This is a genomic window from Burkholderia sp. Nafp2/4-1b, from assembly GCF_003635165.1.
Taxonomy (GTDB): domain Bacteria; phylum Pseudomonadota; class Gammaproteobacteria; order Burkholderiales; family Burkholderiaceae; genus Burkholderia.
In genome coordinates, this window is sequence record NZ_ML058610.1 from 1 (window position 1) to 24,573 (window position 24,573).

At 66.8% G+C, this 24,573-nt stretch carries 12 protein-coding genes and 1 pseudogene; 3 read left to right on the top strand and 10 right to left on the bottom strand.

Annotated elements, in window-relative coordinates; translation table 11 throughout:
- From C7H84_RS20060 to C7H84_RS20105, 10 genes and pseudogenes are all read right to left on the bottom strand, one after another.
- A pseudogene (locus C7H84_RS20060) lies at window positions 1-327 on the bottom strand (hypothetical protein); the annotation flags it as partial.
- A gap of 162 nt (window positions 328-489) precedes the next feature.
- The gene (locus C7H84_RS20065) at window positions 490-1,161 is read right to left on the bottom strand and encodes a c-type cytochrome (RefSeq protein WP_121860434.1); all 672 of its coding nucleotides are present in this window, start codon (window positions 1,159-1,161) and stop codon (window positions 490-492) included.
- A gap of 70 nt (window positions 1,162-1,231) precedes the next feature.
- Window positions 1,232-2,617 (bottom strand): cytochrome C, encoded by a 1,386-nt coding sequence (locus tag C7H84_RS20070; RefSeq protein ID WP_162999330.1) that lies wholly within the window; start codon window positions 2,615-2,617, stop codon window positions 1,232-1,234.
- Window positions 2,618-2,766: 149 nt separating this feature from the next.
- A complete protein-coding gene (locus C7H84_RS20075; protein WP_121860435.1) occupies window positions 2,767-4,494 on the bottom strand; it encodes a cytochrome c in 1,728 nt (575 codons plus the stop codon).
- Window positions 4,491-5,309: a hypothetical protein gene (locus C7H84_RS20080; RefSeq protein ID WP_121860436.1), complete on the bottom strand. Its 819-nt coding sequence runs from the start codon at window positions 5,307-5,309 to the stop codon at window positions 4,491-4,493. The genes C7H84_RS20075 and C7H84_RS20080 overlap by 4 nt, the downstream gene beginning before the upstream one ends.
- Before the next feature lie 26 nt (window positions 5,310-5,335).
- On the bottom strand, window positions 5,336-6,160 hold the full coding sequence (locus C7H84_RS20085) for an outer membrane lipoprotein-sorting protein (protein WP_240462060.1): 825 nt from the start codon (window positions 6,158-6,160) through the stop codon (window positions 5,336-5,338).
- A gap of 42 nt (window positions 6,161-6,202) precedes the next feature.
- Window positions 6,203-6,709: a hypothetical protein gene (locus C7H84_RS20090; protein WP_121860437.1), complete on the bottom strand. Its 507-nt coding sequence runs from the start codon at window positions 6,707-6,709 to the stop codon at window positions 6,203-6,205.
- Window positions 6,710-6,723: 14 nt separating this feature from the next.
- The gene (locus C7H84_RS20095; protein WP_162999331.1) at window positions 6,724-14,994 is read right to left on the bottom strand and encodes an Ig-like domain-containing protein; all 8,271 of its coding nucleotides are present in this window, start codon (window positions 14,992-14,994) and stop codon (window positions 6,724-6,726) included.
- Between the two features lie 17 nt (window positions 14,995-15,011).
- A complete protein-coding gene (locus C7H84_RS20100) occupies window positions 15,012-16,544 on the bottom strand; it encodes a multicopper oxidase family protein (RefSeq protein WP_240462064.1) in 1,533 nt (510 codons plus the stop codon).
- A gap of 85 nt (window positions 16,545-16,629) precedes the next feature.
- The gene (locus C7H84_RS20105; RefSeq protein ID WP_121860439.1) at window positions 16,630-18,198 is read right to left on the bottom strand and encodes a multicopper oxidase family protein; all 1,569 of its coding nucleotides are present in this window, start codon (window positions 18,196-18,198) and stop codon (window positions 16,630-16,632) included.
- Between the two features lie 731 nt (window positions 18,199-18,929).
- Here C7H84_RS20105 and C7H84_RS20110 point away from each other — a divergent pair.
- The 3 genes from C7H84_RS20110 to C7H84_RS20120 all read left to right on the top strand — a co-directional run bounded on the left by C7H84_RS20110 (window position 18,930) and on the right by C7H84_RS20120 (window position 24,571).
- Window positions 18,930-19,754 (top strand): IclR family transcriptional regulator, encoded by an 825-nt coding sequence (locus C7H84_RS20110; RefSeq protein WP_121860440.1) that lies wholly within the window; start codon window positions 18,930-18,932, stop codon window positions 19,752-19,754.
- A 278-nt stretch (window positions 19,755-20,032) separates the two neighbouring features.
- Window positions 20,033-21,436, top strand: a complete 1,404-nt coding sequence (locus tag C7H84_RS20115; RefSeq protein WP_121860441.1) for an MdtA/MuxA family multidrug efflux RND transporter periplasmic adaptor subunit — start codon at window positions 20,033-20,035, stop codon at window positions 21,434-21,436.
- 15 nt (window positions 21,437-21,451) lie between these two features.
- Window positions 21,452-24,571 (top strand): MdtB/MuxB family multidrug efflux RND transporter permease subunit, encoded by a 3,120-nt coding sequence (locus tag C7H84_RS20120; protein WP_121860442.1) that lies wholly within the window; start codon window positions 21,452-21,454, stop codon window positions 24,569-24,571.
- The last annotated feature ends 2 nt before the right edge of the window (window positions 24,572-24,573 follow it).

Genomic DNA, 24,573 nt, shown 5'->3' on the forward strand with positions numbered 1-24,573 from the left:
GTAGATCTGGATCGACAGCAGAGACAGCACCGCGATCGACGCCATCATCAGCCGCGCGGGCTTCCAGCGCCAGCCGAGCACGACAAGCGCCGGCACCGTGCCGATCAGCACCGCCTTGTCGTAGTCATTCACGTGTTCGTTGTAATGCACGAACGCATGGCCCGCGCCGACCACGAGGGCCAGCGCGAACAGCCAGTCGATGACCGACAGGCGCGCGACGAATGAAAAGCGCGTGCCATGCACGTCGACGCGCGACCTGCGGCGGTGCCGGTACGGCAGGCTCGCAGCGGGCACCGTGCCGCTGCGCGTGAATCGGATGGTTTTCATGGTGCTCGGGAACGAACCCGCCTCTCGAATAAAAAGCGGCGCCCCGCCCCGGGGGAGACGGTGCACCGAAACGATTCCGGCCGGTCCGTCGTGCGTGCCTGCGGCCTGTGCGGCCGGTGCGGCCTGGGTGCTCGCACGCGCGGCGCCACGACCGCCGTCAGCTCATTCACTGGCCGGCTTACTCGCCGATGCGTCGCCCGTCTCCGGAAACGCTTCGACGAAAGCCGCGACCGCGCGCATGTCCTGCTCGCTCATGTTCCCGCACACCTCCTTCATGACCGCGCCGCGCGGCCGCGTATCGGTCTCGCGGAACACGCGAAGCTGCTTGATCACGTAGTCCGCGTGCTGGCCGGCAAGACGCGGAAACGCGCTCTGCCCCTCGCCATGCTGGCCGTGGCATCCGATGCATGCGGCGACGCCCTTGTCCGGCAGGCCCGCCATGAAGATCGCCCGGCCCGCTTCGACGAGCGCAGGGTCGCCGGTCGCGCCGAGCGTCGCCGGCTGGCTCGAAAAATAAACTGCCAGCTCGTCGATCTGCGCGTCGGTCAGATGCGTGAAGCCCCACATGAACCGCTTCGCGTTCGGATCGGTGCGCGCGTGATGCTTGAAATCCGTCAGTTGATCGACGAGGTATTCCTTGCCCTGTCCGGCAAGCTTCGGAAACATCGGCGATACCGACACGCCGGTCGCGCCGTGACAGTTCGAGCACACCTGCAGCGCGATGGTCTTGCCCGACACGGACGGATTGTCGACTTCCCGCGACCGCTCGAGGTCGTGACAACCCGCTGCCGCCAGCACCAGCGCAAGCGAAGCGAAATGGGTCAGCTTGTTCATTTCAGTGCTCTCCCTGCCGCGACGTCCGCGACGTCCGCGACGTCGGCCACGTCCAGTGTCCCGCCGGATGTCAGAACGACGCGATCCATAGATAGATGAACAGCGTGTCGTTGTCCCTTGCATTGCGTCCGTTGCCGTCGTAGTTGGTCGTCGCGCCGAGGAACTTGGTGAAGTGCGTGTACTGGATGCCGACGCGAATGTGTTGATCCGGAATCCAGAATATCTCGGGCGTCCAGCCCTGCGAATTCGGATGGAAGTTCGCGCTCGCCGCATAGGCCGTGCTGTCGGCGGTGCCCGTCGTATTGAAGAACGACAGGCTGACGCCATACTTGGACTGGTACACGTATGACGCCTTGAGCCGCAGCGAATTCAGGTTCGCGGCCGAGTTGTCGCTCACGACGAAATTGTTCGGATCGTGAATGTTTTCACGTACGTAGCGCGCCTGCGCGGTGATCGTGTGCGGCTCCAGCAGGTACTGATACTGCGTGTCGAAACCGTAGTCACGATAGCGCGTCACACCCGTGCCGAAGATCGGGAAGCTGTTCGGGTCGTTCGGATAGATGTCGACGCTCAACCCGAATGCGCCGACCATCAGGCTGTGCGGCCCCCAGTCGCGCGTCAGTGCGATGCGCGCATACGGGTTGTAGCCCCGCAGGTAGACCTGCGGGTGGTCCGGGTTGCCCGCGTGGTTGCCCTTGCTCAGGAATGACCAGATGCCGTCGGCCGTGCTGTAGGCGGTCAGCTCCGCATAGACCGTCTTGTTCCAGTACAGGTACCCGCCCATGCCGACGACCTGCATCGCGAGCCCGCCCTCGATCATCGGCGTAACCGGAACGCCGCCAACCGGGCTGATCGCCGAGCCGATGTACGGATAGCTCCAGGCCGGCGCGGTGTTGAACACGTCCTGAACGGTCGGGTTGTTATGCAGCGTCAGGCCGAGGATCAGGTCGTTGGCGGGCGAGATGATCCGGTCGACGAAGCGGAAGTCGGTGTTGTCCGATGCCCACCACCCTTTCCATTTTCCGTTGGCATCCTGATGATCGTAGTTCGCATAGGTGAATTGCGCGAAGCCGCCGAGATGATCGGTGATCTTGCCGGCGAGGAACACGCTCGCGAAGTCGAAGATCGGCAGGCCGTCCTTGGGACTGACCGGATTGCCGCTCGTGTCGCTGTTGTAGCGCGTCTTGGTCAGATCGCCTACCGCCATCGCGGCAACCGGAATCGTGCGTTCGCCGAACGTATAGCCGTTCAGCTTGAACATGCGCCCGTACGGCGTCAGTTCGGGAAACTGTCCGCCGGCATGGCAGGCGACGCAGCTCTGCCCGGTCTGTCGGGCGAAGATCGGCAGCGCGTGCGCGACGGACGCCTGCAGCATCGCGAGTGCCGCGACCACGATCATCCAGCCGCGATGCGCCCAGCGACGGCGCGCGTCATGCCCGACAAGAAGCGTTGTCATGACTGTTTCCCTCCTCACGCCGTGTGACCCGCGCCGGGCCGGAACCTCGCGCAATGCCTTCATTGTGCGAAGCGCCCGCGAAAACCGGCATGGGGACACCTCCTCCATGCGCGGTCTGATTCCTACTCCATCTCGACGCGCGCAGCCGCTCAGGGGACGATCCAGCCGCCGTCGGCGGCAAGCCGCGCACGATCGGGCCCGGCGAACCGCACGATATAGCCGCCCTTCGATGCGAAGCGCTGCCCGGGCGCGAGCGTGAGGCGCGGGTAGTAGCCGGTCAGGATGCGACGTTCGAGCATGTCCTCGATGCGCTCGACGAGATACTCGCCCACGAACGCATCGACGAGGTGGCTCAGCGTCTCGGCGAGCAGGCCGCATGCGAGATACGTGTCTGCCTGCACCTGCGGCGCGACCATCGGGATGTGCCGGATCGTGAACCAGCCGAACGCGTAGTCGACGCGCACGCGCCGCGCTTCGGGCAAGTCGAACGGATAGGCGACGCGCGTCATGCCGCGCCAGCGCGTCGGCAGCGGCGTACTGTCGAGCCCGCCGAGCAGCCCCGACATGAACACCGTGTCCGACACGGGCGACACATGCTCGAGCGCCGCGAGGTCGGGCGGCCGCAGCCACAGCACGAGCACATCGTCGCGCGTGATCCCGTGCAACGCATGCGCGACACCCTCGCGAGGCGCGAGCGCGCGATTCGACACCGCGATGCCGTGGGCCTTCAGCGCGGCGGCCAGCGCCTGTGCGCCCCGCTCGCCGTTGTCGCCCCCGCGATAGACCTGCCGGACCGTCTTCACCGCCCGGGACGCCGGCCGCGCGGCGGCTTCATCCAGGATGCGCTTCGCGATCAGGTCCGACTCGAGCAGTACGCCGCGCGAGAAGTACACGGAATAGAAATCGTGATCGGTCTCGACCGGCACCTCGACGTTCGGAAACAGGCACGGCACGGCCTCCTGTTCGCAGAAGTCGTGAACGGGCGCCCAGTTCCCGCCGCCGATGCCCGACACGACGGCCAGCACCGGCTGTCGGGCGAAATACTGCCTGAGCTGTTCATGCCATGTGTCGGGCGGGCCCGTGAGCGACCAGACGTGCAGCTCCCAGCGCCGATTGACCATGAACATCATTTTTCGCGTCGAGCGCAGCGGCGGCGTCGCGCCGATCGGAAAGGCGTTCTTGTCCGCGAAGTAGTGCTGCAGCACGTCGAGCATGCCCGCCCGCTTCACCGGGTCCGCATCGGGCGTGACGATCGTCGCGAAATGCAGCACCGTATCGGTCACACCCGACGGCCGGCGGCGATCGAGACGCTTCAGATAGGCCGTCAGCGCAGCCATGTCGGCATCGCCAAGCGCGTACTGCGGCATCAGCCTGCCGAGCGGCCGGCCATCCGGGTCGGTCCCGTCGCGCACGGCCCGCGCGAGCCGTTCCTCGGTGTACGGTTCGCGATCGGTGCGCATGCCTGAAACGTACGGGATGTCGAGATCCTCGCCGGTTTGCGCGCGAGGATGGGAGAGATAGCGCCACGTGATTGGCGGGACCGTGTTGTTGCCTTCCTTCGAGCCGAGGCCGCTGCGCCGGTGGCAATTGATGCACGCGGCGGCCGCGCCACGCAGGCGCACGCCGTCCGGATGCACGGCTTCGAGCGGCGCGCCCGAACCGAGGATGCCGCGCTGGAAGATCGCCTCGCCCGCGTCCGCCGGCGCGACGGGCGCGGACGCGACAGGCTCGGCCGCCACCTCGTCGCAGCGCGCGTAACCAGTGGGCACGCACAGCGCGGCCAGCAACATCCAGCGCGCCAGCCGCCGGCTCGCGACAAGCGGACGCGCCGCCGCGAGAGCCCGCCGCAGCAGCCGTGGCAGCCGGATGCCGCTCATGGCCGTGGCGTCGGCAGGCCGGTACCCGGCGGCGCCGGCGACACGCTCGCATCGATCGCGACCGAACGGCGTCCGCCGGGCGACATGGGCCGGGTGAAGATCGCATCGGCGAGCGGCGGATTCAGCGCCACCTTGTCGATGACCAGCGTGTCCTTGTTCGGGGAAGCCACCGTGTGGCTTTCGATCCTGAGCGGGATCTGCAGGCCGTCGACACTTTTGAAATCGCTGTAGCTCACTTCGACGGTGACCGTGCCGCGCGGGCCATGCAACTGACGGTCGAACTTCACGTCCAGGAACGTGCGACCATCGATCCACACATGGCGAACCGCGCCGGACGGCAGCGTCACCGCGAGGCGGTATGCATCGTGCCCGCCGATCGGGTCGACCCCTTCCAGCGTCACGCCGACGCCCTTCGCTTCATGATCGATCAGCGGGCCGTCGATCACCTGCTCTTCACGCGCCGACCTGACCTCTTCGATCGAATACGGCCGCGGACTCGCGCCCAGCTTCCAGCCTTCCCTGCCGTCGAAGACGCGCACACTCTTGTCGTTCAATACCGTCAACTCGAAGCGCGTCTTGTTCGGGCGCTTCATCGCGAGGACGAACGGCATGTCCCGCACGGGGGTGTTGGCACTGTCGACATGGCCGAACCAGACCATCGTCCGGACCTTGCGCCACGCATCGAGCCCGCCCCGCGCGGCGACATTCTTCTCGACGATCTGGTCCGCGGTGAGACCCTGCCCCGGTACTTGCTTGCACGCGCACAAGGCTGCCGCCATGCAGCCGGCGAGCACCCACGATTCGATTCGCTTCATGGCCCCGATCCTCGCCCGATTGTCGGCTAGCGGCTCGTCACCGTGGCCGCACCGCGCTGCGGCTTGCCGAACGATGCATCGTCCACCGGCTGATTCACCGCCACGTGATCGATCGTCAACTTGTGCGTTCCCTTCACGCCGGCAACGGCCGTCTCGAGCGTATGCGGTACGACGATCCCCCCTTCCTTCCGGAAGTCGCGAAAGAACACGGAGACGCCGTGCATCTTGCCGTCGAGCACGCGCGGCTCGCCGTCGATCTTCAGCTCGAGGAACGTTGCCGCATCGATCCACACGCGACGCTCCGCCCGCTCTTTCGTCGTCACTTTCAGCACGTACGCGCGATGCCCTTCCACCGTTTCCGAGCCGAGCAGCTGAACCGTGCTGCCCTTGCTCGCGTAATCGACGAGCGGCCCGTCCAGTTCCGCGGACTGCGCCGCCGATTTCGCCTCGGTCGGCGTATAGGGCTCGACTTCGTCACGGCCGAGAAATGGCCGGACTTTCCAGCCCTGCGCACCGTCATAGACCTGGAACGCCGTCTGCCCGTTGAAGCGGACTTCGAAGCGGCTCTTGTGCGGACGCTTCATCGTCATCACGAACGGCAGCGCGGTGTTCTTCTTGCCGCCGGCCTCCATCAGCCCCGACATCGTCAGCGTGCTGACCGTGCGCCAGGCTTGCAGCCCGCCGCGCGCCGCCACGTTGCGCTCGACGATCTGCGCGGCGCTCGCGCGCCCCGCCGATGCCGCCCCGGCCTGGGCGGTGCCTGCCGCCGAGGCCGCGATCGAAGCGGGCGCCGATGCGAGCAAACCGGCCAGCGAGGCCGCCCCAATCACTACCGAAAGAAACCGGGTCATGAGTCTTCTCCTGTCCCTGTGCCGCGAATCGCGGCCGCATCGTCATTCGACCAGCAGCCCGTCGATATGCAACGATCCGATGATCACGTTCACGCGTTCGCCGACCTTGACGACGTTGCCCTTGTTCGAAAACACCATCCAGTATTCGCGGCCGGCCTCGAGCCGGCCGCTTTGCCGCAACTGGCCGACCTTGTCCATCACCGGCACCTCCAGCAGCGCGTGACTCGCCTGCCCGTACAGATACGGCGTCGCGCTCCTGTCGGCGAGCCGCTTCGCGGCGGCGGGATCGGTCACGCGATAGCTGAAGCGGATCAGGTTGTCCGATGAGATGCGGTGCACCTTCAGGTTGTCGATCCCCCTCGTCATCATGTAGTAGGTCCTCGCGCGCCCCGGGAGGCCCGGCCGGTATGGCGAATGCCTCGCACCCGCGCCGGGCGCGGCAGCCGCGCCCTGCTGCGCCGCGGCCGGCTCTGCGACGGCCGCGGCGGCCAGACAGGCGGCGACGGCGTAAAGCGCCGCGCGCCTGTACAGCAAACGTGAACGGTTCATGGCCCCCCCCCTTTTTACGGTCGATTCAGCGCCGTGCCGAGCCCAAGCGGATGGACCGGCAGGCCGCCCACGATGCCGGCCGGCACGTTCGGCGCCGCCGGCGGCGCGATCGGCAGGCCGCCCACCGCGCCGGCCGGTACGGTCGGCACCGCCAGCGGGGGAATCGGCAGGCCGCCCACGACGCCGGTCAGCGCCGTGCCGAGCGCCAGCGGATCGATCGGCAGGCCGCCCACGATGCCGGACGGCAGGAATTCGACCGCACCGATGTCGTACTTCCCCTGTTGCGGACGCGTCGTGCCGAAGAAATCATGATTCGGCGCGCCCGTCGGCGTTCCTGCGTTGATCGCGGGCGAACCTGCGCGCGGCGAGTAGTTGCCGAGCAGGACGCCGTAACCGGTACTGCCGGACACGATCGACATGTTGAACAGCGACAGCGGGCCGTACGACATGTTGATCCACTGGTTGCCCTCATCCGGCACGGCCGACGGCAGCAGGGTGAACAGCGGGTTCGGCAGGATCGTGTCCGAGATGCCGGGCGGCACCGCGAACCCGTTTCCGCCTCCTTCCGGCGGCACGCGTGCGCCATTGCAGTACTGGCTCACGACTGCCGGGTCGGCCCCGCTGTTGTTCGCGCCCGGGTAGTCGCCCACATCCGTCAGGATCGAATACCGCGGGCTCAGCGTAAGACCCGAATCATGCTTGCTCGGGCTCGTGTCGCCATACGCGCCGATATCCCAATACACCGCGTGCGAATCGCAATAGCCTGTCGCATGCCCCGCCTGGTTCAACGTCGGGTTCAACGTCACCGTGTTCTGCAGCCCGGGAATGTTCGGATTCGCTCCGGACACCGTGATGAAGAACGTGCGGTTCTGCCAGAACACGTTGTTGGTCAGCACCGGGTTCGAGAACGTCGTGCAGTTCGCCAGGCCCGCCGGACACGCCACCCCGGCGTTGGTGAACGCCGTCACGAAGTTCGCCGTATGCCGCGCGGTCTCGAGCCCGGCAGGCTGGTACGTCGACGTCGTGATCGGGTTGCACGTCGTTTGCGCGCCGACCGTGGTGCAGTTCGGCGGCCCGACGTTCGCCTGGGTAGCCGCGTCCGTGTTGAACAGCACGCCGGAGGACGCCGTCGCGTCGTTCGACATCACGGTGTTGTTGACGAAGCTCACGCGCACCGCGTCCTGCAGCGACACGCCGCCGCCGCCCCAGCCCGCGACGTTGTTCGCGATGATGTTGTTGATCACGCGAACCGCGTACCAGTTCGCCGCGTTGCCGGGGCTGCGCTGTACGTCCGTGCCGTTCACCTGCTGCAGCCGCAGCCCGCCGCCCTTGCCGCTCTCCGCCGTGTTGCCCATGATCAGGTTGCCGTCGATCACCAGTTGCGGCCCGATACCGTCGGACAGTTGCGGCGCGCAGTCGACGTCGACCGTCGAGTTCTCGCAGAAGGTGCCGTCCGGCGGCACGCCCTGCGCGATGATGCCGCCGCCGTAGGTCGGCAGTGTCGGGTTGTTGCTCTGGTTGAACAGCACCCAGTTGTGCGAAATGTCGCCGGCATAGCTGAAGCCGAAGTGCGCGATGCCTCCGCCGTCGCCGCTGCTCATGTTGCCGCACACCCAGTTGTAGTTGAAGTGGTAGTTGTCGGCGCCCGAGCAGAACACGACGCCGCCGGCCGACGACGGTGTGCTCGAATTGATTTCATCGCCGTACGCCGCGTTCGACGTCACCGAATTGTGGTGCACGTTCACGTCCTTGTTGAAGCCGAACGGAAGCTGGGTGATCCCGTTGGCCGCGATCGTGCCGTCCGGCACTTCGACCTGGCCGACCGAGATGCCGCCCGCGAGCGTCCCGGCGTTCGAGAACACACGGTTGTTCGACACCTCCATCAGATGGTTCCAGCCGTGCAGGAAAATCCCGCCGCCGCCTTGCGAGCTGTTCGTGACCGTGATGCCGTCGATGCGCGACGGATTGCACAGGAAGTTGCTCGGGTTATTCCTGCAATCCCGCGGGCTGCCCGTGAGCGGCACGCAAATGCCGTTCGCGACGCAGTTCGGGTCGGCCTGCGGCACGCCGCGTACCAGCACGTCCCTCACGCCCTTGCCGAGCACCGTGATGCCGGCGCCTTCGTACGCGCCCATCAGCGTCGGCTCGAGCAGCATTTCGCCGAGATTGCCGTTCAGGGTCGAGTCCCACCCCACGGTCGGCTCGAACGGGATCGGGTCGACCTTGCGTTGCATCGCCGTCGGGCACGTGTACGTGCCGCTCGGGTCGTACGGGTTCGAGGACGAGATCATCGCGCCGTTGACCGCGACGCCGAACAGGCAGTCGACCTTCCTGCGCCACGCGTCCATCTTGCCCGACGGATGCGTGTTCGCATTGATCACCACGGACGGCGCGCCGACGCCCTGCAGCCGCACCGGCTTCCACATCACGACCATTTCGTTGTAGGTGCCCGGACCGACGATGATCAGGTCGCCCGGGGTCGCGTTGTCGATCGCGGTCTGGATCGCGTCGTTGGTCGCGTTCTCGCCGTTCACGTAAGTCGGCGCCTTGCCCCCTACCGTCACGGTGACCGTGTCGATCGTGTTCTTGCCGCTGGCGGTCGTGACGACCAGTTCGCCGCAGGACGTCGGCGTCAGCACGCCGCTCTGCTGAACCGTGCAGCTCGAGCCGACCAGCGACGTCACGGCGACGTGGATCTCCGAGTCGGTCCATGACAGCACCGACGCCACCTTGCCGCCGATCGTGACCTTGCCTTGCGCCTGACCGAAGCCGTAATGGCGCTTGACGAACTTCTGGTTGTACGGCGCAGCGGTCGCGCCCGGCCCGTTGTACGCGTTGTTCGGCACGACCTGGTCGCCGAGCGCCTTGATCGTCAGCTGGTGACCGACCGCGCCGACCCACGGGCCCGCGCCGCCGCCGCTCGCGTCGCCGGTCACGCTGGCGATCGCGGGCGTGCCGTCCGGGTACGCGCAGTCGGGCGGGTTGTAGCCGGACGCGAACGCCTGGACCGGCACCACCGGCGTGTCCATGTACTGGGTCTGTCCGGGCATGAACGGGATCTCGTAGCAGAACTGGCTGTATGCCGGGTTGAACAACGGATCACGCATCGTCTTCCCCGGATGCGCGGGGTCGGGCATGTCCGGATCGTTCATGCACGCGACCATCATCGTCGGCGCATAGCCGGTCGGATTCGGCGGATTGACCTGCCACGTCGAATAGTTCAACCCGTTGAAGATGCCCCAGGAGTCCGAATAGATGCGCGTGACTTCATTGCCGCCGAAATCCTTGATCGAGATCGGCACGTTCGGCACGGCGAACTTCTCGCCGAACTGCGGCGAGTACGGGTCGAACTCGGACGAGAAGTCGTCGAGCATGAAGCCGGTGAAGTGCGCGGCGACATGGGTCGAGCTGAACAGCCAGAACTTCGCCAGCACCGACATTTCGTTCGTGAGCGTGACCTCCTTGCGGTCGCACAGGTGGCGGGATGCACCCGCGAACGGCGCGACCTCCTTCGAGCCCGGGAACAGGCTGATGTAGTCCGGCACGATGCGCAATGCGCCGACGCACGGCCAGAACGTCTCGACGCTGCCCGTGTCGCCTTCGTGCCGGGGCGACGAACCGAGATCGGACGTCGGGTTCTGCGCATTGTTCGGGTTGAAGGTCGAATTCATCGCGGCCTGGTCGGGCAGGATGAAGATGTTGCCGAGACCGCCGAACTGCTGCGTCACCGGGGCGATGTAGTTGTCGCCGATCAGGATGTTCTTGTCCTCCTCCTTCACGAGCTCGTAGCCCGGCGGCACCACCACCTCGACGACGTATTTCCCGGTCGGCAGCATCCGCGTGCCGTCTCCCGACGGATTCGCCACGCAGATCGTGCAGTTCGTGCCCGTCGGCAGGCCCGTCGACGGATCGCGCGTCGTCACGCTCGGGAACTGGTACATCCCGTCGTATGGCGCGGGCTGCACCTGGTTGAACGCATGCATGCCGTCATAGCACTTGAATTGCGAGTGCGCGGGCAACGCGCGATGCGTCGGGTCGAGCCACTGCGGGCTGTCCTTCAGCGTGAAGAAGAACGGGTCGCTCGCCTCCTGCCCCGGGCAGTTCATGTTCGGCATGCCGTCGGTGCGGAAGCCCTGCGCCCAGTCGTCCCAGCTGCTCGTCTTCGTCGTATCGACGAGCGCGAGCGTCGTCGTACCGTCGGTTGCCGTGTCCTCCCGGTACAGGTTGACCGTCACGTTCGGAATGTTCGGCGTCCAGCTCGTGTGAATGAGCAGCGCCGGGTCGTCGAACGGCCGCGTCGACGCGTAGATCATCTCGCCCTTGATGCCGCCGTTCTCGGTCGGGCCGAACGGCTTCTTGCCGAACTCGATGAACGAATTCTGGCCGGAGAAGCCTTGCCAGCCTTCGGTCGTCACCCACGGCGGGTCGATCCGCGCGGTCGACGGGTTCGTGCCGGACTGGTCGGTGCAGTCCGCGTCGTTGCAGTACTTGGCGCCCGGCACGCGCAGGTTCGTCGGCAGATGCGCCGTCGACGATTCGACCGTGTTCGCGAAATTCGCCGCGATGTTCGAGTTGCCTCCGCCAGGCGTGCCGTCGACCGGACCGCCCGCGTCATACACCACGTGCACGCCCGTCTGTTTGTAGCGCGTCGTGTCGGCTTCGGCCACATACCAATTGAACAGCGGGAACACTTCGTTGAATCCGGCGAAGCCGTTCAGGTCCGTGTTGTTGAAGTTCGAATAGCTCCCGTCGCGGAATCGGATGTTGGTCGGCACGAGCGCGAGCCCGGCCTCGTTGTCCTGCGACACGCCGTCGCCGTTCTGGTCGAAGAAGGTCCGCGTATACAGATTCGTATGCCACTGCAGCACGGGGATGTCGCCGAGGTTCTTGGACTGTCCGCCCTTCAACTGCGTCGCCGTCGCCAGCCCGTCCACGATCTGGTCGTTCCATTGATCGAAGACCGTGATGCGGAACGTGCCGTCCGGCAGGCCGCTGATGCTGAACGTGCCGTCCGGATTGCACTTGGTAAAGGCGATGTCCTCCCCGTCGGTATCACCGACGCTCACGTAGCACTGCGTGAAGCCCAGCGAATCACGCGAGCCCGAGCCGTACAGGTTCTCGTTCGGCGGACGGCTGTAGTGCAGATTCGTGATCCGGCCGGCGAGCGAGTTGTTGCAGGTCGTGCCGGCGCACACCAGCGGCAGCCGGTCGTTGATGATCTTCGGATTCGCGAAGCCGATCGACACGTGGAAGCCCGCGGGCCCGAACTCCTGGAAGTACGACGGGCCGCCGACCTTGATGAATGCGTCGTGCGCCTTCTGTCCGTCCAGTGTGTTGGTCTGCAGCCATTCCTCGCCGCGGCCGTTCCGGTCGGCGCCCGGCGTCGCGACGACGCCATAGCGTCCCGGCATCAGGTTCGCGATGACCGCCTGGCCGACCAGCGGCGACAGCGTCTTGCCGTCGGACTCGTACTTCGGACAGGTCGGGATCATGCCGATGAGGCCGTCGGTCGACGTCGTCGAAATCGGGCAGGCGTTCAGGCCCGTGGCGGGATCGACGGTGCCCTGCAGCGAATTCGACAGCGGCATGTTGAACATGTCGTAGGTCATCTGCCCGGTGGCGTCGCCGGTGCCGCCGGCGTCGTCGAACAGCTTGATCTCGAACCCGCCGAGACCCGGCTCATGCGCGGTGCCGAAGGCGTCGTTGCCGCCGCTCACGTCCACTTCGCCGTTGACGGGGGCGTCGTCCTCGAACACGAATACCGAAATCTTCGCGGTCTGCAGCGGCGTCTCCTGCAGGAGCACGTTGACGTTCTTCTGTCCCGGCGCGATCGGCGCGCCGCCCATCGTGTGACCGCAGGCGCCCGTGCCCGGCGCGAAATCCGCGCCGCCGGGGCCCGACGGGCAATCCTTCGAAATGTCGAACTGCCGCTTCGCGCCGGTCGGGTTGTTCGGGTCGACGGGTTGCGGTGCGCCTGCTCCGTTCGAGAAACTGTTGCCCGCGTCGCCCGGCAGAATCGAGATGTAGTAGTGCTTGGCCGGATCGAGCGAAACCTGGCTCGGATCGACCGGCACCTGCTGCGCGGCATTCGTGCGGCACGCGCCGTCGCCGATGTCGCATACCGCGGGCACATGCGTGTTGGTGGCAGGATCGAACACCGTCTGCCCCGACTCGCACGCCACCGTGCCGACACAACCCGCCGCGATCAACGGCATGTAGCTCGAATGGAAGCTCGTGCCCAGGCTCGGCACCGGCAGCGGCGGACAGTTCGCGGGGCGCGGCGTCGTGTTCACCTGGCAGGCCGGGTCGATCTGGAACGTGCGGTCTTCCTCGATGATCCAGCGGTAGTCGGTGAGCTGCACGGGCGTCTTGCCCGCGGCCGTGCTCGGCGCGTCCAGCACCTTCACGGCGAGTCCGCTGCCGCCCTTGAACGTGACGGTAACGGTCGCGGGCGCGCTCGCCGTGTTCTGCGAGTTGACCGCCGTGTACTTGAAGGTCACGCCCGCGGTTGCGCTGCCGACCGGCGGCGCGGCCGGCGTCACGCTGAACGAACCGTCCGCGTTCAGCGTGACCGTGCCGCCGCTGGCGCTGTTCGGCACCACGGCCGCCGCGAGCGGCAGGCCGCTCGGGTCCGTGTCGTTGACGAGCACGCCCGGTGCGCCGATCTGCAGCCGCGACGCGATGGTGCTGGTGTAGCTGTCGTCGTGGGCGACGGGCGGACCGGACAGGCAGCCGGCGGCTTGCGTGCACGGGGCCAGCGTCACCGTCGCGGTGACCGCGGGATTGCCGTTCGCCTGATACACGAAACTGTCGGAAGTCGCACCGGCGTTGGGCACGTAGCTGAACGTGCCGTCCGGGTTCAGCGTCACCGTGCCGTTGGCCGGCTTGGTCACGAGCTGCACGCCATAGACGCCGACGTCGTTGGCGATCACCCCTTTCCCGGGGTCCGCCACGCTCAGCGTGTTGCCCGCCACGAGGAAGTACTTGTCGGGATTGGCGACGACGTTCTGGCCGCCGCCGCCGGCAGACGGAAGCGCGCCGCTGTTGATGCTGAGATACGCCTGCATGCCGCCGTCGCGCTGGTTGTTGGTGGACAGGCTCAGTTGCCGGTCGAACACCGGCAGCGCGGGCGCATTCAGGCCCGGCGCGGTCATCATCACGTCGTAAGTCTTGCCGGCCGCCATGAATACGGACGACTGCACGCGCGGATTGCCGGGCAGCGGATTGCCGTCCTCCGCGACGAGCGTGAAGCCGGAGACCGACGGGTTGCCGCTTTGCGCGCCGACCACCGACGGCACGTGCATCCGCAGGCCCGCGTTGACGAAGCGCAGGAGAACCTGGCCGGTCGACACGGAGGCCGTTGCGGGGAACGACGATCGCTCAGGATGCGTACGATCGAAGGCGACGCCGTTGATCAGGTAATAACGCGGATCGTAGTTCACGGCCGGCGGATAGCAGGTGCCGAACGATGAGGAGTGCGAATCCCCGCAGCCGCCAGAAAGGCCGGACCAGACCTTGGTTTCACTGAAGCCGGTAGTCGCCACGGCCGCGGCGACCGCGGCGTTCTGCACCGGATCGATTTCGCTCAGTACGAGCGGGATGTCGGCATCGTACGGCACGCCCGGATAGGCGATCGGTCGCGACGTCGCGGTCGCCGGCGGCGTCCGCACCACGAGTACGCCATAGAGGCCCATCGGCCCCTGGATCGACGGATGGGAGCCCGATTCGATCAGGTAGGTGCCGGGCCGCAGGTTGTTCCACGTCAGCGCCGTTGTCGCGCCGTGAGCCACTTCGGTCGAGAACGACTGAACCCGTGGCCCTTGCGCGGGGGGCGTAAACGTCGCACCGCTGCCGGTGCCGGCGATCGGCCAGGTCGTCGAGGTCTGTGCCGGATGCACGGGGCTCGGGGTCGACGTCGCCGTCTTGCCGAGACCGCCGCCCAGCTGGCCGACGATCACGAGCGACGTCGGCACGGACGAAGGCAGACTGTTCGTGAGGTTGACCGTCAGCGTCGCGCCCGACGGCACGGTGATCACCACCGGCGACCAGCCCGAGCCGGCGCCGGGATTGGCCGCCGCACAGGTGGCCGGCGCCACGGCGGCCGCCGAGCACGTGTAGCCCCACATCGGCACGATCTCGCCGTCGGGCATCGTGGCCGACATGGCCTTCGCCGTCAGGCTCACGGTCTGGGCGAGCGTTGCCTCGCTCGCTGCCAGCAGAATGCACGCGGCGAGGCTCGCCTTGGCCAGGCTGAGAAACGTCGCCTTGAACTGGATGAATGGCATTTCCGTTCTCCCCGCCTCTAGTTGCCTTCGTTGATCACGAAGACTTGTGGATCGACGAGCATCATCATCATCATTCCGCCCGGGAAGATGTTGTTCGTGGTGATCTCGCGTTCATTGTGCGAATGCCACATGAATGCAAAGCCCGCTTCGCTTCCCGGCGGATTCGCGATCGTGCCGCTCGGCGGCGTCGTGCCGGTCGGCGAGGTCGCGCGGATCGTCGCATCCGGCCCGAGATAGGGACTGCCGCCATACCACGCACCGTTCGTCAGGATGTGCGAGTCGGGCAGCGTGACCGGTCCGCCGCTGCCGACGTTTCCGAACGGATGCGCTTCGAGCGCCTTGTTGTGGTCCGCGCACCATTCGTAGTAGTTCGGCGCCGTCGGGTCCGCGGTGTAGTAGCCGTTCGCATCGGGAATGCAGACGCTGCCGTCGCCAGGCTTGTGCCCGTAGACGTCCCAGTTGAGCCCCTTGCCGGTCCAGTAGAAGATGCCGTCCAGGGTTTCGCCCGGCGTCGTGGTCGTGGTGAACAGCAGCGGGCCGGCAACCTTGGTCGCGTCCGTCTTGGAAAGCAGCAGGTTCCCGTCGCGCGCGAGCACGCGGACGTGATTGCCGTGCTCGTGGAACGGATGCTGCCAGCGCCCCGTGCCGATGATTCGCAACAGCACCAGCTCGCCGGGGTGCATGTGCGGATTGCCGTTGTAGGGCTGATGCGGATACTGCATCGCATAGTTCGGATCCATGTCGTCCGGCATCGAGCGGCCGTTGATCATGAAGTACGCGGGGTGATAAGGCTCGGTCGCGACGGTCATGCAGCCCGTCGGCAGCGTGCACGCCTTCGCGACCTCCTGCTCGGCCTGCGCATGGATGCGCGGATCCATTTCGGAGAACTGAAAAAGATACTCACGGTCGTAGCATGCCGAGACATGGTTGTATGCCGCCGCCGCGTTGCGGTAGTCCGGCTGGCCGTCGGGCAGCGTCGCGGCGACTGCGCGGCATCCGGCCGGCACGGCAAGCACGCCCGGCGCCGACGTCGGCAACACGATGATCGCGCCATAGAGGCCCATCTCGATCTGCAGGTCGCCCCGTGTGCCGCTGTAGTACGCATGCGTGCCGGGCGTCGCGGCGACGAAACTGTAGGTGACCGTGTTGCCGTGCGCCGCCTCGCGCGTGAGCAGCCCGGGCACGCCGGTGAGCGCGGCCGGACACGAGCCGTCGGGATTGAGCGCCGCCGCGCACACCTGGAATCCCTGGAACAGGATCGACGTGTTGCCCGCGGCCGCGGGCAGGTTGTTCGTGAGCGTCACCGTGATCACGTCGCCCTGCCGCACGATCAGTGTCGGTCCGGGAATCTGCATGCTCGGGCAGTTCGCGCCCGTCATGCCCGCCGGCGAGAATCCCGCCGGCGCCGTGCGGCAGCCGTAGCCCCACGAATAGACGCTCGAGCCGTCCGGCTGACTGATCCGGCTTGCTTCCGCGCTCAGGTCGAAATGCGTGCCGGTGATGCCCGGCGCGGCGGCCAGAACCGGCCCGCAGAGCAATGCGGCAAGCATTGCCACGGCGAGCCGTACGAGCCGTCCGGCACCCGCGCACATTGCGGTCCGGATGTCATCAGTGAAATGGCCCACGATATTTCTCCTAGATGCAGGACTTCGTAGCCGGGTTGAGCGCGGCGGGGCAGATGCGGACCTCCGTCATCAGCCCCCCGAAGTTCTCGGCGTCGTTCGACAGGTGATCGAGATTCGGCGTGTAGAGGTAGTAGACCGACCCCGGCGCGTACTTCGTCGTGTCGCTCGCATCGAGAATCACGTCGATGGATTCGCCGCCGCCGAGCGTGATCGAGTTCGTGTAGTAAGTCATGTCGTTGCCGGCCATGTCGCGCAGCAGCCGGGCGTTGACGCCGATCACGTGCATCGTCACGCCCAGCGACGCGAGCGTCTGGAATTCGGTGACGTCGAGATCGGAAATCCTGAGCAGCGCGCGGCCGCCGGCCGGGATATTGATGATGGTCGGCAGCGGCTGGGAAACATGGGCCGTGCCGTCGGCCACCGGGGTCTGCATCGGCCCCTGGGTCACCGTGTCCGGATAGCTGCGCCCGTTCAGCATGAAGTACTTGTCCTTCATGTCGGTGAACGGTTCCGGATTGAACGTCATCCCAACGAAATGGAAGTCCGGATCGAAGCCGTGGATCTGCACCGGATACTCGACGTCGTACGCGGTCGAACCGTCGCCGTCGTTGTATGCGTAGAGCGTCGGCTTGCCGCTCTTGTCGTTGACGTGCAGCACGCCATTCGAAGGCGGCAGGGGCGTCGAGCACAGAATGTCGTTGCCGCACCGGGTGCGAAGATCGCCTTGCTGCGCGACCAGCGCGGCGTACAGCGACCTGCCGGACGGCACCCGGTTCTGGCGCGGCCGCACGAAGACCTGGCCGACCATCCCCATCTGGAGGTGCTCCGGCGGCGTGATGTGGCAGTGCCAGAAGTAGGTGCCTGCATCGGGCGCGAGATAGTAGTAGGTGAAGCTTGCGCCGATGTTGATCGCCACCGACGCATCCGGCACGCCGTCATAGAACGACGACGCATTCGGATAACCGTGGAAGTGCACCGTGTGCTGCTCGAACAGGTCGGGACGCATGATCATGCCGACGTTCGTGAGCGTCAGGAAGAACTCGTCGTCCTCGTCGATCGCCATCTCGGGCGCCGGCATGTTGCCGTTCATCACGCCGATATCCATGATCGGCCGCGGATCCACGTGGCCGGTGAGCTGGCCCGGCGGCGACGATTCCGGGTCGGGCACGAGGCCGACCGCTCCGTTGTAGGTCGGGTCGGTTCTCGGATCGCCGACCGTGTTGAACACCGCCGCGAATTCCGTACCGGCGCGGCCGGCCTGGATGTCGGCAATGCCGGACAACGGGCCGAACGCAAACAGATACGTCTGCGTGCCGTCGGCCATGGTGGCGTACCCGTCGCCGCCCGAGATCTGCTGGCACTTGATGGCGCCGTTGACGCGCCCGGTCGGCGTTGAGGTCGGCCCGGTGAAGGACGGTCCGATGTAGGCGGGTTCCGCACCGCCGGCCGGCAGCGCCCTCGGATGCGACGGCGTGGTGAACGGACATTGAACGCGAAACGTTTGGGCAAACGAGGGAACGGCGCACATCAGGAGCAACAGTGCCGCCACACTGTTGCAACACGCGCGGGTACTGAACATATGACCTCCATCCAAGGGGTCCGCCAGCGACACGCGCTGGCCGTCATGCTCTGCTGCAGACGCGGACCGCGAAGCTTTCACGGCCCGTACCGGCATTCTGCGGACGCGCACGCAAGGCCGGGATGGGTCACCCCCCTACTTTTGCATAGGGGGTCCCCGGCGATCGGACGGCATCATTTGCCGCACGTTCGGCGCACACGGCGCGCGGAGGCCGGCGGCACGGCCAGCCGACGATTGAAATGACGAAAACGATGGTCCGGCGCCGGACGACGCGGCGATCTGGGGAAGGATGGCTGGGGACGCGGTAGACTTCGCTGTGGCGCAACGGCTGCGTTTCGGCCGTGATGGCGGGCTCGCCGGCCCGCGACGGAAAGGCAACGGGCAAAAAAAAGCGCCACGGAGACCGTGGCGCTAAAAAAGTTCTAGCCATTCCGAGGGCCGTGCTAGAACCTGAGAGACTGCGCGAAACACCGTTGCCGGTTAAACTCCTGAAACGATGTTTCGAAAACGTGAGACATTCTTTCCGTTTCCGCCCGACAAGTCAAGCGGTATTTGCACCGGTTCCTGCACTTTCCGGTAATGCCCATTTGAGCGTTTTCCTAATAAACCAAGGGTGAACCCGTAAAATCCCATCCGATGACCGATTCACCCACGGAACATGCATCTTTTGACAATCATCCTACAATACCAACAAAATTGAAATCGAGTTTCGGAAATAGAGAGAACCCCTCGTGTCGACACCTGTAACGCCTTCCGCGCCCCGAGACCGCGAATCGTCGCCCGACGAGATCACCGCGCTCGCGCGCGGCCTCGCCGTGCTGCGTCGCATCGCGGCCGCCGACGCCCCGGTCAGCAACCGCGAGCTGACCGAATTGACGGGCATCCCGAAGCCGACCGTGTCGCGCATCACGGCGACGCTCGTCAGCGCCGGCTTCCTGTTCCAGCTGCCCGACAGCGAGCGCTTCGTGCTGACCGCGTCGGTGCTGGAGCTGAGCCACGGCTTCCTGCGCAACTTCGACATCCGCGCGCGCTCGCGGCCGTTCATGATCGAGCTCGCCGAGCGCACGTCGCTGTCGGTGCACCTCGCGGTGCGCGACCGGCTCGACATGGTCGCGATCGACGTGATCCGCCCGCGCTCCGCCGTGCTGGTCACGCGCCTCGAGATCGGCTCGCGGATGGACATCGCGCGCACCGCGGTCGGCCGCGCGTATCTCGCGGCGCTGGAGGACGACGAGCGCCGCACGCTGCTCGACGCGCTGCGCGCGACGGCCGGCGACGACTGGCCGCACGTGTCGGCACGCCTGAAACCGGGCCTCGAGGATGCAATGCGCGCCGGCCATGCGATCGCGATCGGCGAATGGCGCGAAGGGCTGAACGCGGTCGCGGCCGGCTTCGTCGGCCCGTCCGGCCAGCGCTATTCGGTGAACTGCGGCGGCGCATCGAGCCAGTGTTCGCCCGAATGGCTGCAGGAACACGTGGTGCCGGCGCTGCACGAATGCATCGCGAAAATCACCCGCGAGATCGGTGGCGCGCCGGCCCGGCGCAGCGCCGCGTAAGCGATCCGTCATCGTCCTGTCGCGTTCTGTAACGACCGTAACCCGTTGAAAGATAGCGCGCTGGACTCTCACGGGGACGGGACGTAGCATCATGCCCATCGTCGCGCCGCGGTCGCGGTGCGCAGCGCTCTTTCCCGCGCGAACCGGAAGGGCCCGGACCGAGCCGGCCCTTCCGCACCGCCTTGACATGGGCCGCTTCACGCCCGCTTCACACCCGTTTTACACCCGTTTTACGCCCGTTTCCCGGCACGCCGCGCCGTCTCCCTGACAGAAACACGATGGACAATCAACAAAAGCCCACGCCCCCTTCGAAGGATCCCGCTTCGCCCGCCGCCCGCCGCCCGCGCCGCACGCTGGTGATCGGGACGCTCGCGATCGCCGTCATCGGCGGCCTGCTGTGGTGGCACCCGTGGAACCGTACGCCGGCCGATGCGCTTGCGGCGGGCAGCGCGGCCTCCGGGGCCAGCGCAGGTGCCAGCGGCGCTGCCGGCGGCGGCCATCGCGGCCGCGGCGGCCCCGCCGCGATGGCGAACGTCCCGCAGCCCGTGTCGGTCGCGACCGCGACGCAAGGCGAGATGCCGATCGTGCTGTCCGCGCTCGGCACCGTGACGCCGCTCGCGAGCGTGACGGTCAAGACCCAACTGTCGGGCTACCTGCAGTCGGTCGCGTTCCAGGAAGGCCAGTTCGTCAAGAAAGGCGACCTGCTCGCGCAGATCGACCCGCGCCCGTACCAGGTCGCGCTCGAGAACGCCGAAGGCACGCACGCGCGCGACGAGGCGCTGCTCGCGACCGCCCGCATCGACCTCAAGCGCTACCAGACGCTGCTGTCGCAGGACTCGATCGCGTCGCAGACGGTCGACACGCAGGCATCGCTCGTCAAGCAATACGAAGGAACGGTGAAGACCGACCAGGCCGCGATCGATTCCGCGAAGCTGAACCTCACGTACGCGCGCATCACCGCGCCGGTGTCGGGCCGCGTCGGCCTGCGCCAGGTCGACCCCGGCAACTACGTGACGCCGGGCGACACGAACGGGATCGTCGTGATCACGCAGCAGCAGCCGATGAGCGTGATCTTCACGACGTCGGAAGACAACCTGCCGCAGATCGTCAAGCAGGTGAACGCGGGCCAGAAGCTGTCGGTCACCGCGTATAACCGCAACAACACGGTGCCGCTCGAAACCGGCGCGCTCGAAACGCTCGACAACCAGATCGACACCAGCACCGGCACGGTCAAGCTGCGCGCGACCTTCGCGAACAAGGAGGGGCTGCTGTTCCCGAATCAGTTCGTGAACACGCGCCTGCTCGTCGACGTGATGCGCAATGCGACGATCGTGCCGACCGCCGCCGTGCTGACCGGCTCGATCGGCCAGTTCGTCTACATCGTGAAGCCCGACAACACGGTGACGGTGCGCAAGGTCAAGATCGGCCCGGTCGACGGCGAACGCACCAGCATCGTGAGCGGCGTCGCGCTCGGCGAGCGCGTGGTCACCGACGGCTCCGACCGGCTGCGCGAAGGCTCGAAGATCACGATCCCGGCCGACAAGCCGAAAGGCGCGTCGGGTGCGCACGGCGCCCGCGCGGCGTCCGGTGCAGCGGGCGCATCGAGCGCATCGGATGCGGCCGCCCGCCACGGCGGACACCAGCACGGCGCGTCGCACGCAGCGGCCTCCGCGGCCCAGTAACGCGCGGGCCGCTCGATGAACCCCTCCCGTCTCTTCATTCTCCGGCCGGTCGGCACCGCCCTCCTGATGGCGGCGATCATGCTGGCCGGTCTCGTCGCGCTGCGCTTCCTGCCGCTCGCCGCGCTGCCGGAAGTCGACTACCCGACGATCCAGGTCCAGACCTTCTATCCGGGCGCGAGCCCCGAAGTGATGACGTCGTCGGTCACCGCGCCGCTCGAGCGGCAGTTCGGCCAGATGCCGTCGCTGAACCAGATGTCGTCGCAAAGCTCGGCCGGCGCATCGGTGATCACGCTGCAGTTCTCGCTCGACCTGCCGCTCGACATCGCCGAACAGGAAGTGCAGGCGGCGATCAACGCGGCCGGCAACCTGCTGCCGTCCGACCTCCCGGCGCCGCCGATCTACGCGAAGGTGAACCCGGCCGACGCGCCGGTGCTGACGCTCGCGATCACGTCGAAGACCCTGCCGCTCACGCAGGTGCAGGACCTGACCGACACGCGCCTCGCGATGAAGATCTCGCAGATCGCGGGCGTCGGCCTCGTCAGCCTGTCGGGCGGCAACCGGCCGGCCGTGCGGATCCAGGCGAACCCGACCGCGCTCGCGAAGTACGGGATGAACCTCGACGACCTGCGCACGACGATCTCGAACCTGAACGTGAACACGCCGAAGGGCAACTTCGACGGCCCGACGCGCGCGTACACGATCAACGCGAACGACCAGTTGACCAGCGCCGACCAGTACAACGACGCGGTGGTCGCGTACAAGAGCGGCCGCCCGGTGATGCTGACCGACGTCGCGAAGGTGGTCGCCGGCTCGGAGAACACCAAGCTCGGCGCGTGGGTGAATTCGGAGCCCGCGATCATCCTGAACGTGCAGCGCCAGCCGGGCGCGAACGTGATCGCGACCGTCAACGCGATCAAGGCGCAGTTGCCGAAGCTGCAGGAAACGCTGCCGGCCGCGCTGGACGTGCAGATCGTCACCGACCGCACGACGATGATCCGCGCGGCCGTGCGCGACGTGCAGTTCGAGCTGCTGCTGGCCGTCGCGCTGGTCGTGCTGGTGATGTACCTGTTCCTCGCGAACGTCTACGCGACCATCATCCCGAGCCTGTCGGTGCCGCTGTCGCTGATCGGCACGCTCGCGGTGATGTACATGGCCGGCTTCTCGCTGAACAACCTGTCGCTGATGGCGCTCACCATCGCGACCGGCTTCGTCGTCGACGATGCGATCGTGATGATCGAGAACATCGCGCGCTACGTCGAGGAAGGCGACACGGGCCTCGAGGCCGCGCTGAAGGGATCGAGGCAGATCGGCTTCACGATCATCTCGCTGACGGTGTCGCTGATCGCGGTGCTGATCCCGCTGCTGTTCATGGGCGACGTGGTCGGGCGCCTGTTCCACGAATTCGCGATCACGCTCGCGGTGACGATCGTGATCTCGGCGATCGTGTCGCTCACGCTCGTGCCGATGATGTGCGCGAAGCTGCTGCGTCATTCGCCGCCGCCCGAGAGCCATCGCTTCGAGGCGCGCGTGCACGGCGCGATCGACTGGGTGATCGCGCGCTACGCGGTCGCGCTCGAATGGGTGCTGAACCGGCAGCGCTCGACGCTCGTCGTCGCGCTGCTGACGCTCGCGCTGACCGCCCTGCTCTACGTGTACATACCGAAGGGCTTCTTCCCCGCGCAGGACACCGGCGTGATCCAGGCGATCACGCAGGCGCCGCAGTCGATCTCGTACGGCGCGATGGCCGAACGCCAGCAGGCGCTCGCGGCCGAGATCCTGAAGGATCCGAACGTCGCGAGCCTGACGTCGTTCATCGGCGTCGACGGCAGCAACATCACGCTGAACAGCGGCCGGATGCTGATCAACCTGAAGGCGCGCGACGCGCGCGCTGAGCCGGCCGCGCAGATCATCCGCGACCTGCAGCAGCGCGTCGCGAACGTGACCGGCATCACGCTGTTCATGCAGTCGGTGCAGGATCTGACGATCGATTCGACCGTGAGCCCGACGCAGTACCAGTTCATGCTGACGAGCCCGAACCCGGACGAGTTCGCGACCTGGGTGCCGAAGCTCGTCACACGGCTGCAGAAGGAGGCGTCGCTCGCCGACGTCGCGACCGACCTGCAGAGCAACGGCCAGTCGGTCTACATCGAGATCGACCGCGCGAGCGCCGCGCGCTTCGGCATCACGCCGGCGACCGTCGACAACGCGCTGTACGACGCGTTCGGCCAGCGCATCGTGTCGACCATCTTCACGCAGTCGAACCAGTACCGCGTGATTCTCGAGTCGGAGCCGAAGGAGCAGCATTACGCCGAATCGCTGAACGACATCTACCTGCCGTCCGCCGGCGGCGGCCAGGTGCCGCTGTCGTCGATCGCGTCGTTCCACGAACGGCCGTCGCCGCTGCTCGTCGCGCACCTGTCGCAGTTCCCGTCGACGACGATCTCGTTCAACCTCGCGCCGGGCGCGTCGCTCGGCGAGGCCGTGAAGGCGATCGCCGCCGCCGAGCAGGACATCGGCCTGCCCGGCTCGTTCCAGACGCGCTTCCAGGGCGCCGCGCTCGCGTTCCAGGCGTCGCTGTCGAACCAGCTGTTCCTGATCCTCGCGGCGGTCGTCACGATGTACATCGTGCTCGGCGTGCTGTACGAGAGCTACATCCACCCGATCACGATCCTGTCGACGCTGCCGTCGGCCGGCGTCGGCGCGCTGCTCGCGCTGATGATCACCGGGCACGACCTCGACATCATCGGGATCATCGGCATCGTGCTGCTGATCGGCATCGTGAAGAAGAACGCGATCATGATGATCGACTTCGCCCTCGAGGCCGAACGCGTCGAAGGCAAGCCGCCGCGCGAGGCGATCTACCAGGCTTGCCTGCTGCGCTTCCGGCCGATCCTGATGACGACGCTCGCCGCGCTGCTCGGCGCGGTGCCGCTGATCGTCGGCGGGGGCGCCGGTTCCGAGCTGCGCCAGCCGCTCGGGATCGCGATCGCGGGCGGCCTGATCGTGTCGCAGGTGCTCACGCTGTTCACGACGCCGGTGATCTACCTCGGCTTCGACGGTCTCGCGCGCCGCGTGCGCGGCTGGTTCGAGCGGCACGGCCCGGGCGCCGACGCCGGCAAGCACACGGGTGCCTAAGC

What these genes read in the sequence shown, in the direction of transcription:
- C7H84_RS20065 (WP_121860434.1), bottom strand. Translation starts at nt 1,161, where the DNA reads ATGAACAAGCTGACCCATTTCGCTTCGCTTGCGCTGGTGCTGGCGGCA.
- C7H84_RS20070 (WP_162999330.1), bottom strand. Translation starts at nt 2,617, where the DNA reads ATGACAACGCTTCTTGTCGGGCATGACGCGCGCCGTCGCTGGGCGCAT.
- C7H84_RS20075 (WP_121860435.1), bottom strand. Translation starts at nt 4,494, where the DNA reads ATGAGCGGCATCCGGCTGCCACGGCTGCTGCGGCGGGCTCTCGCGGCG.
- C7H84_RS20080 (WP_121860436.1), bottom strand. Translation starts at nt 5,309, where the DNA reads ATGAAGCGAATCGAATCGTGGGTGCTCGCCGGCTGCATGGCGGCAGCC.
- C7H84_RS20085 (WP_240462060.1), bottom strand. Translation starts at nt 6,160, where the DNA reads ATGACCCGGTTTCTTTCGGTAGTGATTGGGGCGGCCTCGCTGGCCGGT.
- C7H84_RS20090 (WP_121860437.1), bottom strand. Translation starts at nt 6,709, where the DNA reads ATGAACCGTTCACGTTTGCTGTACAGGCGCGCGGCGCTTTACGCCGTC.
- C7H84_RS20095 (WP_162999331.1), bottom strand. Translation starts at nt 14,994, where the DNA reads ATGCCATTCATCCAGTTCAAGGCGACGTTTCTCAGCCTGGCCAAGGCG.
- C7H84_RS20100 (WP_240462064.1), bottom strand. Translation starts at nt 16,544, where the DNA reads ATGCTTGCCGCATTGCTCTGCGGGCCGGTTCTGGCCGCCGCGCCGGGC.
- C7H84_RS20105 (WP_121860439.1), bottom strand. Translation starts at nt 18,198, where the DNA reads ATGTTCAGTACCCGCGCGTGTTGCAACAGTGTGGCGGCACTGTTGCTC.
- C7H84_RS20115 (WP_121860441.1), top strand. Translation starts at nt 20,033, where the DNA reads ATGGACAATCAACAAAAGCCCACGCCCCCTTCGAAGGATCCCGCTTCG.
- C7H84_RS20120 (WP_121860442.1), top strand. Translation starts at nt 21,452, where the DNA reads ATGAACCCCTCCCGTCTCTTCATTCTCCGGCCGGTCGGCACCGCCCTC.